Consider the following 13,884-nt stretch of genomic DNA (forward strand, 5'->3'; position numbering starts at 1 on the left):
AGAGGCGCTCATCTTATCATACTCCCACACCAAGTTGGACATACCTAAAACATACGAAATAAGGCTTTTATCCTATGCTGAATTCCGCTCTTACATCCAGTCAGGCATTTTTATTTGATGAACTGCTAAACAACTGGTCTCGCTATGGAATCGACAAAGAACAAGGATTCAGCTACGAAAGCATGACCCATAATTGGACACCAAACCCTGTTGGTCGAATACGCCTGTTAACGCAATGTAGACAACTTTATACTTTCAGTCATGCCTGCCAGATCAAAAATAAACCAGACTGGTTTGCGACACTAACACCGTTATTTAACTTTATAACGAGCCATTATTTTATCGAAGAACGCTGGATTTTTTCATTAAATGACAACCTAACGATAAAAGACAAGCAGTCGGATGCCTATGCTCTTGCCTTTATTTTATTGTCTTTCAGTCATTACTATAAAGTGACTAAAGATGATCGTGCCCTTACTTATATGAAAAAGACCCATCAATTTCTTGAAGAAAACATGCGAGCAAATACTGGTGGTTTCTACGAAGCGTTCCCGATTGATGAAACGCAAACTCGCCGGCAAAATCCGCATATGCACTTATTGGAAGGCTACGTGGCCGCTTTTGAGGCAACACACGACAACCACTATAAAATAGCCATCCAGTCATTATTGTCGTTGGCTCTTAAGCATTTTTACCACAAGGAAACAAAAACATTGCGCGAATTTTTTTGCGTAGATTGGAGCCTTGATCCAGAAATAGGCCAACAGGTAGAACCTGGGCATCATTTTGAATGGGTCTGGCTACTTCACCAAGCCAACAAAATACTCCCCAATTCAGATTATACAGATTTGGCACAACACTTATGGCAAATTGCTTCTCGTCACGGGCTCGCCAAAAATGGCGGTATCTATAACCAAATTGACGGAAACTCTTATCAACCAATTGATAAAGAAAAACGCATTTGGCCAATTACCGAGTACCTTAAAGCCATCACAGTAATGCCAATTGGCAAAGAGGAAAAAATAGATCGACTAGAAAAAGCGCTCAATTTTGCACAACAATACTATTTTTTACCTAATGGTCGGTGGAACGAGTATCTTAACGAAGACAATACGCCAAAAGACTTTCCGCTTCCCGGCACCAGCAGCTATCATATTTTTCTCGGCCTAACAGAAGTGGTAGCATGGGCGGAAGCAAACACTGATTTACAAAATTCTTTTTAAGTTTCGCCGACGTACTTAAAGCCAAACTTAATAAAGCTAACACCTTCGATACAAGGAAAAATGTATTATGTATATAGTAACTGGCGGCGCTGGCTTTATTGGCAGCAACATCATCAAGGCATTAAATAATAAAGGCATTAAAAATATCCTTTTGGTCGATGACCTAACAGATGGTAAAAAATGTCTCAATCTATCAGATCTTGATATTGCCGATTACATGGACATGTACGACTTTTTGGACGCGATAAAAAACAATACGCTAGGTATTAATCCAATTGCAGTATTTCATGAAGGAGCCTGCTCTGCGACGACAGAGTGGAATGGCAAATTTGTCATGGATGTTAACTACCAATACTCAAAAGCCGTATTGGACTTTTGTTTAAAACATGATGCGCCATTCTCTTATGCATCTTCTGCTTCTGTTTATGGTTCAGGCCCTATATTCCAAGAGTCTCGTGAAAACGAAAAACCTCTTAATATGTACGCCTACTCTAAATTTCAATTTGACCAATACGTTCGTACTATTCTACCTACAGCCAAAAGCCAGATTGTGGGCTTTCGCTATTTCAATGTCTATGGACCACGAGAGCAGCACAAAGGAAGCATGGCCAGCGTTGCTTTTCATTTACGTAATCAAGTACTTGCTGACGAAAATCCAAAACTGTTCGGTGCTTATGATGGTTACGAAGCAGGCGGACAAAGTCGAGATTTTATTTACGTTGAAGACCTAGTGAATACCAAACTTTGGTTCTTAGAAAACACCCAAAAATCTGGAATTTTCAACTTAGGAACAGGAAAAGCCGAGCCTTTTCGTACCATTGCGGAAACCGTCATTGCCCATTATAAAAAAGGCGAAATCGAATACATTCCCTTCCCAGAACACCTAAAAGGCGCATACCAAAGCTTTACTCAAGCCGATATAACCAAACTTCGTGAAGCTGGCTACGAAGGAAGCTTCCGAGGGTTGGCCCAAGGCGTTCAGGACTACTTAGGTTGGCTCGATTCTAATGGCTAAATATTTAATTGTTGGACCATCTTGGGTTGGCGACATGGTTATGGCTCAAAGCCTCTTTATTACGCTAAGACAGCATGATAAAGAGGCGATTATTGATGTTATTGGCCCAAATTGGTCCCTACCAATCCTAGCTCGAATGCCTGAGGTACGAAACGCAATCACTTTGCCTACAGGTCATGGAGAATGGGGCATTCGTACCCGCCGTAAACTGGGTCACTCTCTTCGCTCTGAAAAATACGATCAGTCCATCGTCATACCTCGCTCATGGAAATCGGCATTGGTACCATTCTTTGCCAATATTCCTCACCGGGTCGGCTTTAAAGGTGAGCAGCGTTACATCCTACTTAACGAACGTCGCAGATTAGACAAAGGGATTTTAAATCAGACGGTAAAACGCTTTACTTCATTGGGGCTCCCCAATGAGCAGGCTTATCCACCGGCGAATATACCGTCTCCAGCACTTCGTGTTGACCCAACCAACCTAAAGCGCCTTTACGAACAACACAATTTATCAAATAAACCCGCCATCGCCCTGATGGCTGGCGCTGAGTTTGGCCCATCAAAACAATGGCCGATTGCCTATTTTCATCAATTAGCGAAAAGTGCGGTGAATTCTGGCTACCAAGTTTGGGTTCTTGGCGGACCAAAAGACCAAGCGGATGGCGATAAAATAGTGGCCGAACTTGGTGAGTTTGCCATCAATTTGTGTGGCAAGACTCAACTTGTTGATGCTATCGACTTACTTTCAGCTGCCGAAAAAGCTGTCAGTAATGATTCTGGCTTAATGCATATTGCCGCCTCCGTAGGAACAGAGGTCCACGGCATTTATGGATCAACCAGTGAATTATTTACTCCTCCATTAACAGAGAACAAAACGATTCATAACCTACACCTTGAATGCTCTCCTTGCTTCAAACGCACCTGCCCTCTTGGACATACAAACTGCCAAAACCAACTGCTTCCAGAAATGTTAATTGATGCTTTAAACCTTTCATCTTCGGAATCCTCTTTATGATGAGCAAAACCCCAAAAGCCACACTAACCGCTGCGCTCATTGTTAAAAATGAATCGAAGAATTTAGAAGTCTGCCTAAGCAGTTTAACTGGATGGGTAGATGATATTGTTATTCTTGACTCAGGAAGCCATGACAACACTCAGGAAATAGCAGAAAAATTCACAAAGCATTTTTACTTAAAATCCGACTGGCAAGGCTTTGGTATACAAAGACAAACAGCCCAAAAATACGTATCTACAGACTATGTCTTCTGGATTGATGCAGATGAAGTGGTTACTGAAGAATTGAAAAAAAGTATTTTAGAGGCCGTCGCTCAAAATAAAGACAAAACAGCCTACAGTATTAATCGTAAAAGCTGGGTATTTGGGCGTTTTATTGAGCACTCAGGCTGGTACCCAGATAGAGTAACTCGGCTTTACAAGGTAAAAGAAGGTCATTACTCAGACGATTTAGTACATGAAAAAGTACTTTTAGCGGAAAATGTAAAGCTTGAGTCATTAAAAGGCGATTTAACACATTACACCTACGACGACCTCCAACATTACTTAGTAAAATCAGCATCTTACGCAAAACTTTCAGCAGACCAGAAAGAAAAACGCGGCAAGAAAACATCCCTAAGCAATGCATCACTTCACGCTTTCGCCTGCTTCATAAAAATGTATCTCATAAAACGTGGCTTTTTAGATGGTAAGCAAGGTTTTCTTCTTGCGGTATTATCGGCGCACTCCACTTTTGTGAAATACGCCGACCTTTGGATACGCTCGCAACCTAAGCGCCCCGACTAATATCAGCAGGTTTTATAAATTTCTAACAAAGTATCAACGTGCTTCTTCTGATCAAAGAATTCACAAGCACGTTTTCTTGCCATATTAGACAAACGATCCCTTTCTTCACTACTAGAGCTAAGCTTGTCTATCGCATTGGCAAAAGCTTGAGTATCAAAGGGGTCCACAACAACGCCCGTGTCTTCTAAAAGCTCAGGAATCGCGCCGTGACTGGAGCCAACAATGGCTTTTCTTGCCGCCATAGCTTCAATCACTGTCAACCCAAATGCTTCATTGTGTGAAGGAATCACTACCACATCAACAGTCTTCAACAAGATATCGGGCTTATTAGTGAAGCCATAAAATGTCACTTTATTTTGCAAATCGTTTTCGGCAACATATGACTGAAGCATCTGCACATAGTCTGTCGAACCGCCCGTTTCAGCAGTTAGGCCACCAACTACAACAAGATGTGCCTGACTTAGCGTCAACTGTTTTAAGGCTTTTAATAGTTCTAGATGCCCTTTACCATTTGATAGGCGACCGACAATACCAATTAAAATAGTATCCGAAGGCAATGATAACTCAGCCTTTAAATCAAGTTCGATATCTTCGACTTCGGCGATTTCCGTTCCGTACCACAATCTCTTTATTTTATCTTCTGGCATAGGAAGCGCTTTAACATTTCGACCTCGGGTAAAGTTGCTGATGGATAATACTAAATCCACATTGCGATAAATAAAGCGATGGTAAAAATCTCTTTTTGATCGTTTAGCCCCCATGTGGTCAGTGTAAATCAATTTAAAACCACATAATTTCTTTAATAAAACAGCCAGCGTCAAATCGCTCGATTTATGGCAGTGAACAACGTCAATCTCACGCTGCTTAATCCATTGCGCAAGACGAAACAGTTTTCGATACCCTTCACCACGACTGGCTAACGATAACGTACTATCAAATGTCTCTACCATACGAGCATTCGTTGGTGTACCAGTTTGCCCCATACCGTACACCTTACAACCCAAAGACATCATTGTTGCCCCGACTCGCATAGGGTACATTTCCAAACCGCCAAAGCCGGTTGAAAGGCAAATGTGCAGTACATTCATCTTATTAGACATTTTAAAAGCATTTCCTATATTTAGAGATTCGTATACCAGGTTTTTATTTCATCAAACAAATTAGTCACATCCAAATCAGCCAAAGATACCTCTGGCCCACTGGTGGTAAAAGGTAACCAACGACCTTCACTATTAAGCGTTTTCCATCTCAAAGGCTTAGAGGAACGTTTATTAGGGTAAAAACCAATTGTCGGTACATCCATCGCACCAGCAATATGTAATGGACCAGTTGACCCAGCTACAAACAAGTTAGCAGTAGCAATAGAGCGCATGAAGTCGGCAATACCATCATTCTTATCATACAAGCTGACATGACTCACCAAGCCTTGCAAAGCATCAACTAGCGACTGGGAGATAGGCGCTTCACCAGGCCCTGCGGTTATGACAAAGTGAAAATGATCAATACCATCTAAGAAAACAATCAATTTCATCCATTGGCCTTGCGTCAGCGTATTAGAAGATCCACCAGTCACAGGATGAACAAAACACAATTTCCGTTCAACGCTGACTCCGAGAGCATCAAGCTTGTTTAACTGCTTAGTTACCTCTTCAGGAGAATAAGAAAACATCGGTGACATTTCTGGTTGGTCTTCACCACCCAACAACGCTATAAAATAATGAGCCAGTTCTAGGTTGTATTGAAATTCAGGTTTAAGTGACTTAGAACGACGCTGACGCAGTGTGTGGGTATATAAAAACTGCACCCACTTTGTGGCAGGAGCAACTCGAACCGGTATTTTAGCCTGTCGAACTAAAGTGGCATTATAAGAGTCTGAAAACAAACAAATCACGGCATCAAACTTATGTTTTTTAAGTTCTGTTACTAATGATTTTTTATTTTGGGGATCCTTAGGATCAATAATGATGTCATCAATCCAAGCAAAAGATTGAGCGATGTCTTTTGTGTAATTTGGCACCAATGCCGTCAGAGTGGCACTCGGAAAAGCATTTTTAATCGCTTGTATGGCAGGTAAAGCAAGGACGAAATCGCCAATTTTATCATTGCGTACCACTAAAATCTTCTTTACTTCCGACATAAACTAACTTCCTAACATTAAGCTCTTGGCTTTTGCTTAATAATGACCTACTAATAAGTCATCAGCTTAGCAAGACTTACATTTTCGCGATAAAAAATGAGAGCTAAATCGGAAAATTAATGCTCTGCAAGACAAAATCAAACACATTTTAAGTAGGTTCTTTAGCGCTTTCAATAAAAAGTGTAGGCAAAACCCTATAAGTCGCACTAGTCTATTAAAGAAACAACTAGGAGTTCTATATGAAGTTTGAACTGGTCGATCGTCAAGGTTATATCCCTGATCTTAACTATGGTGACGCAGGACAAGAACTTTCCTGCTTTATTCCCGCTGATTACCCCTTCCAACAAGTCAGTTACAACAATGGCGAAGGTGAAGCCATCATCGACAAACACACATGGCAATTTTTCTTTACTCAAGAAGGAATTGGAATGCAGTTAATCGATGGCATTGTCACTCTCAAAGAAGCTGAGCATTTCCTACATGATGTTAAGTCACACATCTGGGGAGAAGCCAACCAAGAAGTCCAGATTTTCATCGCTGGAGCAACACCTAAGTAATTCATGTAACAAGTGACTAAGCTCTAATAATAGACTTAGTCACTTGTTATTTATATTAGAAATGACGCTATAAACTCTTGGACGCTCGCAACATTCTTTTCGACCATTGACTCCATGAGCCGACATACACTTGCTTAGCTTCTATTCCCGCATAATTTAAAGCCAGAACATTATGACAAGCCGTCACACCTGAGCCGCAGTAATATACATAGGCATCACTGCTATTAGACAACCAGTCTTGCCATTCAACATGCAATTGTTCCGCAGGCTTAAAGCAACCCTCCGCATCTAAGTTATCAGAGAAAGGACGATTAATGGCACCTGGAATATGCCCAGCGATAGGGTCCATCGTTTCATTCTCTCCATTAAAACGATCTGCCGCTCTGGCATCCACCAGCTGAAACTGATTGGTTTCGAAATTTTCGACAATGGCTTGTTCATCCACAGCCCAAGGAAACGACACAGAGAAACAATACTCAGACATTATAGAGTTTGGCGCTTTTACCGAAACTTCACGATTTTCTCGTCGCCACTTTGGAAAGCCGCCATCTAACACTCGAGTTTGTATATTTTGTTGGCTTAGCATCCACCAAGCACGGGCGGCAATCGCCCCTCCCATATCATCATAAACAATTACCTGAGTATTTGAGTCTATCCCCCAGATTTGCAATTGCTTGGAAAAAGTAGTCACGTCTGGCAATGGATGGCGGCCCGTAAGCTCCGTCTCTGGTGCTGCAAGTTCATGGTGCACATCGACAAAAATAGCACCGGGGATATGACCCTTATCGTATTCTAATTTTCCTTTAGCATGGTCAGCCAAATAAAACCGACAATCTAAAACAACCACATTCGGCTGCCCAAGTAACAGGGCCAATTCATTTGTATCAATGAGTGTTTTTAATAGCACAGGCATTCCTTAGACAATCACCAATGGCCGCAAGAGACCAATTCTGTTAATTATAAATCTACTTTGATTATGCGTTTTTTGCTAATATTCGCAGCAAATATCCTACTACTGAGTTTTCTATGTTACGTATCGACCTTATCCTTACTGAGCAAGGCCTAGCTAAATCTCGCTCACAAGCACAAACCTTTATTAGTGAAGGAAAAGTTTCATACAAACAAAACCAATCTTGGATAAAAGTCAGTAAACCCAGCTTAAAGCTTCCTCCAGACATTGAACTCAATGTTATCGCAGACGAGGCAGACAAATACGTGTCCCGTGGTGCGTTGAAACTTGAAGGCGCTTTACTGCATACACAGCTCAATATCGACAACTTCCTTGTGTTAGATATCGGCCAATCTACCGGAGGCTTTAGCGATTGCGCCATTCAACATGGTGCGGCACATGTTGTTGGCGTAGAGGTAGGACATGGACAGCTAGATCCACGATTACAAAATCATCCAAATATTACTTGTCTAGAAGGGATAAACGCACGAAACCTAAGCGTTGAAGACTTACAAGATCACTTTCCAGCAGAAGGCTTTGACCTAGCTGTGATGGATGTTTCTTTTATCTCACAGACAAAGATTTTGCCACAACTTCCCAAATTACTAAGCAAAACAGGCCACCTAATCACCTTGGTAAAGCCACAATTTGAGGTAGGCAAAGAGTTCATTGGTAAAGGCGGGATTGTAAAAGACAAAGGGCGAGTCAAGCAGCTTGAGAAAGACATTCAGGACGTCGTAAAAGCGCTTGGTTTTGAGGTGAAGTGTTATATAGAGAGCCCAATAAAAGGCGGGGATGGAAATCAGGAATTTCTACTTTGGGCCACAAAGAAAGACACCTAAAACCCAACTCTTTTAGAGAACCTCATCATAACCATGACTAGTCGTTGGCAAGATCTCACAAGCTTCTTTTTCTTCTAGTTCAGCAATGTAGCTCCTTGCCATATAAAACCCTAAGCAACCAAAAATTACCGACCCCATAGCTTGCCCAAAAAGGATGCCTTCCGCCCCCATAAAGAGAGAGAAGATAATAATAAGGGGCCAGGTTCCTAACGTAGCTCGGCCAAAGTTCAGCAAAGTGCTGTTCAAAGGTTTGCCGAGATTATTAAAAGCCGCAATCGCAATAAACAACAAGCTCTGAAAGAAAAAACTAAAAGAGGTATAGGTAGCAAAAAATCGAATCATATCGGCACTACCCTGTGAGGCATGAAATACCGATACCAGCCAATCTTGCATATGATAAAGAGCAAAACACAACACCAAGCAGTAACCCAAAGCATAAACTACCGCACTAGTCATTGCGCTGTGCATTCGATCAAAACGTCCTGCTCCATAGTTTTGCCCTAAGATAGGCCCAACCGCACCAGACAAAGCAAATATCCCACCAAACACAACAGGAATGATCCGCCCTATCACCGCTATCGCCGCAACAGCATCATCACCAAATGAAGCCGTATGCTCCATCACAATGGCATTCGCTAAAGGAGAAGACATGTTGGTTAGCATGGCAGGAATGGCAATCATAGAAATCGATTTAACGTCTTTAAAAAAGTCCATTAAATCAAATTGGCCCAACATCTTATGGATATGAACTACGCCGTAATAAGACACAGCCACCATAGAAAAACGTGCGATTAGAGAAGCAATAGCAGCCCCTTGCACCCCTAAGCCAAAAACGAAAATAAAAATAGGGTCGAGTAACGCATTGACTAAGCCGCCAACCATAGTCGCATACATAGCACGTCGAGCGTCGCCCAAAGCTCTCATAATGCCAGAACCGATCATGCCAATCATGACCGCAGGCATGCCTATGACCAAAATCTGTAAATATCCAGTTGCCAAGTCTAATGTTCGACCAGTGGCCCCGATATATAAAAGAATATGAGGAATATTAGGCCAAATAAGCCAAACCACACCGCTAGAAAAGAAAATACCAAATGCCAAGACATTGACGGCTCGACGCTTTGCAAGCTCAACCTGACCTTCTCCAATCGCTCTAGAGACCAACGCCGTTGCCGCAATAGCCACCGCAATGCTCAAGGAAATGGTAAAAAACATAACCGTACTGGCAAACCCCACGGCGGCCACAGCTTCTTTTTCACCAAGCATAGACAGAAAGAGCATATCAACCAAATCAACCAAGAACATGCACATTAATCCAAATGCACCTGTGGCTGACATGACAACAACATGCTTAAAGGTTGAACCTTCTGTAAGCTTTGCCGGAGCTGGCATTTCTTTCCCCTAAAAATGACGCCGCAAAACACTGCAACACATTGCGTCAAAAAATAAAAAACCGGACAAGCAATCTACTTGTCCGGTTGGTTATTTTCTCATGTATATTGAGTTGAGAAAATGATTACATTATGGATAACTCAATGAAGATGATTATTTGAACGGTTAAACACAACTTTTTCGACATCTGCGAAACGCTCAGCAAAATGCACCGTCATCCCTTCCTTCACCGACTCAGGTAATTCTTCAAAATCTCGACGATTAGGCTCAGGCAAAATCACCTCACTGATTTTACTGCGTTTAGCCGCGATGATCTTCTCGCGAATACCACCAACGGCCAACACTTGCCCAGTCAAGGTCAGCTCCCCTGTCATCGCCAAACCACGACGTACAGGTTCCCCTTTCGCCAATGACAACAAAGCCGTCGCCATAGAAATGCCCGCACTTGGGCCATCTTTAGGCGTTGCCCCTTCTGGCACATGCAAATGCACAAGGCTCTTATCAAAAAACTCAGGTGCCTTTTGATAACTCTTGGTGTGTGAGAAAACATAAGAATAAGCAATCTCGGCAGACTCCTTCATCACATCCCCCAGTTTACCGGTAAGTTTTAATCCACGGGTTAAGTCATGCACCTTATTAGCTTCAATGGGTAAGGTTGCTCCTCCCATAGAAGTCCAAGCCAATCCTGTCACCACACCGACGCCCTGCAATGTCTTCTCGGGTCTGAAATACGGCATCCCCAATAAGGTTTCCACGTCTTTCACACCGACATTAATATGCTCTTTTTCGCCCGTCATTAATTCAACGACACTCTTGCGCAATATTTTTTGCAGCAATTTATCCAACCCTCGAACACCCGCTTCACGAGCGTAATGCTCAATAATATGACGTAACGCGGCATCAGTAATGTTCAACTGCTTCTTCAACAGCTTGTTTTTCTTCAACAGCTTAGGCCATAAATGTTGTTTCACTATGGCAAGCTTCTCATCACCGATATAGCCCGATAAACGAATCACATCCATCCTATCTAACAGGGGCGCTGGGATGGTATCCAACTGATTCGCGGTACAAATGAACAAGGCTTTCGATAAATCAATGCGCATATCTAGATAGTGATCAAGGAATTCAACATTTTGCTCAGGGTCCAACGCTTCTAACAATGAAGAGGCAGGGTCACCTTGGAACGAAGAGCCAATTTTATCGATCTCGTCCAACATGATGACAGGGTTTTCAACTTCCACATCTTTTAAGGCTTGAACAAACTTACCAGGCAAAGCCCCAATATAAGTTCGACGATGTCCTTTGATTTCCGCCTCATCCCGCATACCACCAAGACTAAAACGGTAGAACTTACGATTCAGAGACTCAGCGATAGATTTACCAATCGACGTTTTACCCACACCAGGAGGACCGACCAGCAATAAAATACTACCGCCCATTTCACCACGATGAGCGCCCAGTGCTAAAAACTCCACAATGCGATCTTTGATATCACTTAATCCAGCATGATGGGACTCTAGAACCTCTCTTGCTAGTTTAATGTCTAAGTTATCCTCAGAATGAACGCCCCAAGGAAGCGACGTTGCCCAATCCAAATAATTACGAGTCACTCCATACTCAGGAGACCCTGTTTCAAGAATACTAAGCTTATGTAACTCTTCTTGAATTTTTTCACTCACCGCTTTCGGCAGTGTTTTGCCATCTAATCGCTCTTGAAATGTTTCCACATCTGATGTGCGATCGTCCTTCGAAATACCCAGTTCTTTCTGAATAATTTTTAGCTGCTCTTTAAGAAAAAAGTCACGCTGGTGTTTCCCTATTTTATCATTCACCTCTGCGCTGATTTCATTTTGTAAACGAGCAATTTCAAGCTCTTTTCTTAACAAGGTTAACGCTAGATGCATACGAGCTTGAACAGGGATAGTCGCCAGCACATCGTACAACTCTTCTGCATCGGCCGACGTGATAGATGCGGCAAAATCTGCCAACAAACCAGACTCATTAAACGAGAATCGGCCCAGATACTGTCTTAAATCTTCACTAAATAGCGGGTTCAAACGAATGAGTTGCTTGATCGCATCCAGAATCGCAATGGAATAGGCTTTTGATTCATCATCATTCGACTTCACATCGGTAATATAACGAACACGTGCTAAATAAGGTGCTTCTTCACTTAACCATTCAACCACTTCAAAACGCTTCACACCTTGGGCCAGAAACGTTAATTTATCATTTTGTTTCTCTGCTTTATGCACTCTGGCGACACAACCAATAGAACGAAACTCGTCAACAGAAGGCGTATCTTTCGTTTTTTTATCCGCGTATACCAAACCAACCACAGCTTGTGGATGTTCAGCAATTCGCTCTAGGGTATCTTCCCATTGCTCGGCATCGACCATCACAGGCTGAACCTGAGCGGGGAAAAAAGGGCGACTAGAAACAGGCAAAATAAACAAAGTATCTGGCAACACATCATCAGGTAATGCGAGACCTCTGGGATCACTTATCACAACACTCTCATCTTCACTTACTTCAACGTTATTCTCTTGTGGGTCAATATATTGTTCGTCATCACTCATAATACACTTCTCAATAAATCTGTTATTTAAAAAACGACCTTGTAAGTTGTCTGTGGCTTTTTATAGATCTTTCTTATGTAATGACAATCTTTTCAAAAACAATACCATTGCCTGTTTTCCCAAATGCTTACTTACTTCTCGATAGAAAACTAACTCAAAGGACAGGATTAGTTATTTGGTCAATTCCGACTTGGTGCTATTATAATGTCTATAATCAAGACGCAATCAACTTAACTCCATATTCTCTGCCGTGATAGAAAAGGAAAGGCCAATGACCCGCGAAGAACTCCTGACTGCTTACCAAGACATACATGTGGTAAAGCACCCTTTTGTAAAGCACAAACTCACCAGTCTGCGCGATAAAAATACCAGCACTCGGGAATTCCGAATGCTAGTTGAAGAACTTGGCACTCTAATTGGCTATGAAGCAACACGTGATCTAGAAACTATTGACGTTGAAGTTGAAACACCGCTTGAAAAGGCCATGTGCCCAGTTCTAAAAGGCAAAAAACTATGTATTGTTACCATAATGAGAGCGGGTAACGGGCTGGCTGAAGGTGTTCTTAAGTTATCCCCTAGCGCTCGAGTTGGGCATGTTGGCTTATACCGTGACCCAGAAACCAAGCAGCCTGTAGAGTACTATCTAAAAATGCCTCATTCCGTCAATGAGCGCACCATTATTGTTGTTGACCCAATGCTGGCAACAGGTAACTCTGCCATTATGGCCATTGATAAAATGAAAGAAATGGGTGCAAAAGACATTCGCTTCATTTGTCTATTTGCCGCTCCAGAAGGGATTGAAGCGTTTAAAGAAGCTCACCCTGACGTTGCCATGTACATTGGCTCTATTGATCGTGGCCTTGATGACCACGCTTACATTCGCCCAGGTGTTGGTGACGCTGGCGACCGTATTTACGGCACTCGTTAGTCATAAGACAGAAACGTAAAAGCCGCTTTTATTTGTCGTAAAAGCGGCTTTTTTTATCTTTTTGTCCCGTCCTGAAATAGGTTTACACCTAGGAGACCTATTATGGGGACATCAAGTAATACCAAGCGCAAGCGTACTCAACGTGACTACACAATGGGCTTTNAATTACAGATAGTGATGGCCGTCGAAAAAGGCGACATGACTTATAAGCAAGCTCAAAAAATCTATGGAATCCAAGGGCGATCAACGGTGCTGACTTGGCTTCGAAAACACGGCAAAATGGATTGGTCTACCAAAGTGAGGCTACCCATGTCTAAATCCCCGAAAGCCAAAGAGACACCTGCTCAAACAATCAAAAGACTTGAACGAGAGTTGGAAGATGAACAATTAAGGAATCGCTTACTCAATACGGTGGTTGATATTCTAGATACTGAACATGGGATGAATCTTAGAAAAAAGTAT

The 13,884-nt window shown here is 42.2% G+C and carries 13 protein-coding genes; 8 read left to right on the forward strand and 5 right to left on the reverse strand.

The annotated features are described in order from the left end of the window. Nucleotides 1–74 precede the first annotated feature (74 nt). From C0J08_RS16355 to C0J08_RS16370, 4 genes are all read left to right on the forward strand, one after another. Complete coding sequence (locus C0J08_RS16355; RefSeq protein WP_212652983.1) at nucleotides 75–1,223, forward strand: AGE family epimerase/isomerase; 1,149 nt, start codon at nucleotides 75–77, stop codon at nucleotides 1,221–1,223. 67 nt (nucleotides 1,224–1,290) lie between these two features. After that, nucleotides 1,291–2,238 carry an ADP-glyceromanno-heptose 6-epimerase gene (gene rfaD / locus C0J08_RS16360; RefSeq protein ID WP_212652984.1) on the forward strand — a complete coding sequence of 316 codons (948 nt, stop codon included), beginning with the start codon at nucleotides 1,291–1,293 and terminating at the stop codon, nucleotides 2,236–2,238. Then, nucleotides 2,231–3,253 (forward strand): lipopolysaccharide heptosyltransferase II, encoded by a 1,023-nt coding sequence (gene waaF / locus C0J08_RS16365; RefSeq protein ID WP_212652985.1) that lies wholly within the window; start codon nucleotides 2,231–2,233, stop codon nucleotides 3,251–3,253. Before rfaD ends, waaF begins: the two co-directional genes overlap by 8 nt. Beyond that, entirely contained in the window at nucleotides 3,250–4,038 is a 789-nt protein-coding gene (locus tag C0J08_RS16370) for a glycosyltransferase family 2 protein (protein WP_249344350.1), read from the forward strand. The genes waaF and C0J08_RS16370 overlap by 4 nt, the downstream gene beginning before the upstream one ends. A 2-nt stretch (nucleotides 4,039–4,040) precedes the next feature. Here the strand turns inward: C0J08_RS16370 and C0J08_RS16375 are convergent, their stop codons facing one another. Both C0J08_RS16375 and C0J08_RS16380 read right to left on the reverse strand, forming a co-directional pair. Continuing rightward, nucleotides 4,041–5,138: a glycosyltransferase family 4 protein gene (locus tag C0J08_RS16375; protein ID WP_212652986.1), complete on the reverse strand. Its 1,098-nt coding sequence runs from the start codon at nucleotides 5,136–5,138 to the stop codon at nucleotides 4,041–4,043. 20 nt (nucleotides 5,139–5,158) lie between these two features. After that, nucleotides 5,159–6,175 (reverse strand): glycosyltransferase family 9 protein, encoded by a 1,017-nt coding sequence (locus C0J08_RS16380; RefSeq protein WP_212652987.1) that lies wholly within the window; start codon nucleotides 6,173–6,175, stop codon nucleotides 5,159–5,161. Nucleotides 6,176–6,414: 239 nt separating this feature from the next. Here C0J08_RS16380 and C0J08_RS16385 point away from each other — a divergent pair, with 239 nt between their 5' ends. Then, on the forward strand, nucleotides 6,415–6,732 hold the full coding sequence (locus tag C0J08_RS16385) for a hypothetical protein (RefSeq protein WP_212652988.1): 318 nt from the start codon (nucleotides 6,415–6,417) through the stop codon (nucleotides 6,730–6,732). A 67-nt stretch (nucleotides 6,733–6,799) separates the two neighbouring features. Here C0J08_RS16385 and C0J08_RS16390 read toward each other — a convergent pair whose 3' ends face one another. After that, on the reverse strand, nucleotides 6,800–7,639 hold the full coding sequence (locus C0J08_RS16390) for a sulfurtransferase (RefSeq protein WP_212652989.1): 840 nt from the start codon (nucleotides 7,637–7,639) through the stop codon (nucleotides 6,800–6,802). 119 nt (nucleotides 7,640–7,758) lie between these two features. On the opposite strand from C0J08_RS16390, the gene C0J08_RS16395 reads away from it, so the two are divergent. Continuing rightward, a complete protein-coding gene (locus C0J08_RS16395) occupies nucleotides 7,759–8,523 on the forward strand; it encodes a TlyA family RNA methyltransferase (RefSeq protein WP_212652990.1) in 765 nt (254 codons plus the stop codon). Nucleotides 8,524–8,535: 12 nt separating this feature from the next. Here the strand turns inward: C0J08_RS16395 and C0J08_RS16400 are convergent, their stop codons facing one another. Together C0J08_RS16400 and lon are read right to left on the reverse strand one after the other, a co-directional pair. Further along, the gene (locus tag C0J08_RS16400; protein ID WP_212652991.1) at nucleotides 8,536–9,915 is read right to left on the reverse strand and encodes an MATE family efflux transporter; all 1,380 of its coding nucleotides are present in this window, start codon (nucleotides 9,913–9,915) and stop codon (nucleotides 8,536–8,538) included. Nucleotides 9,916–10,055: 140 nt separating this feature from the next. Then, on the reverse strand, nucleotides 10,056–12,494 hold the full coding sequence (gene lon, locus C0J08_RS16405) for an endopeptidase La (protein WP_212652992.1): 2,439 nt from the start codon (nucleotides 12,492–12,494) through the stop codon (nucleotides 10,056–10,058). 271 nt (nucleotides 12,495–12,765) lie between these two features. On the opposite strand from lon, the gene upp reads away from it, so the two are divergent. Together upp and C0J08_RS16415 are read left to right on the forward strand one after the other, a co-directional pair. Continuing rightward, entirely contained in the window at nucleotides 12,766–13,422 is a 657-nt protein-coding gene (gene upp, locus C0J08_RS16410) for a uracil phosphoribosyltransferase (RefSeq protein ID WP_212652993.1), read from the forward strand. A 102-nt stretch (nucleotides 13,423–13,524) separates the two neighbouring features. Continuing rightward, the coding region (locus C0J08_RS16415; protein ID WP_502711619.1) for a transposase at nucleotides 13,525–13,884 on the forward strand (360 nt) is incomplete at its 3' end.

The organism is Marinomonas sp. CT5 (assembly GCF_018336975.1).
GTDB lineage: Bacteria > Pseudomonadota > Gammaproteobacteria > Pseudomonadales > Marinomonadaceae > Marinomonas.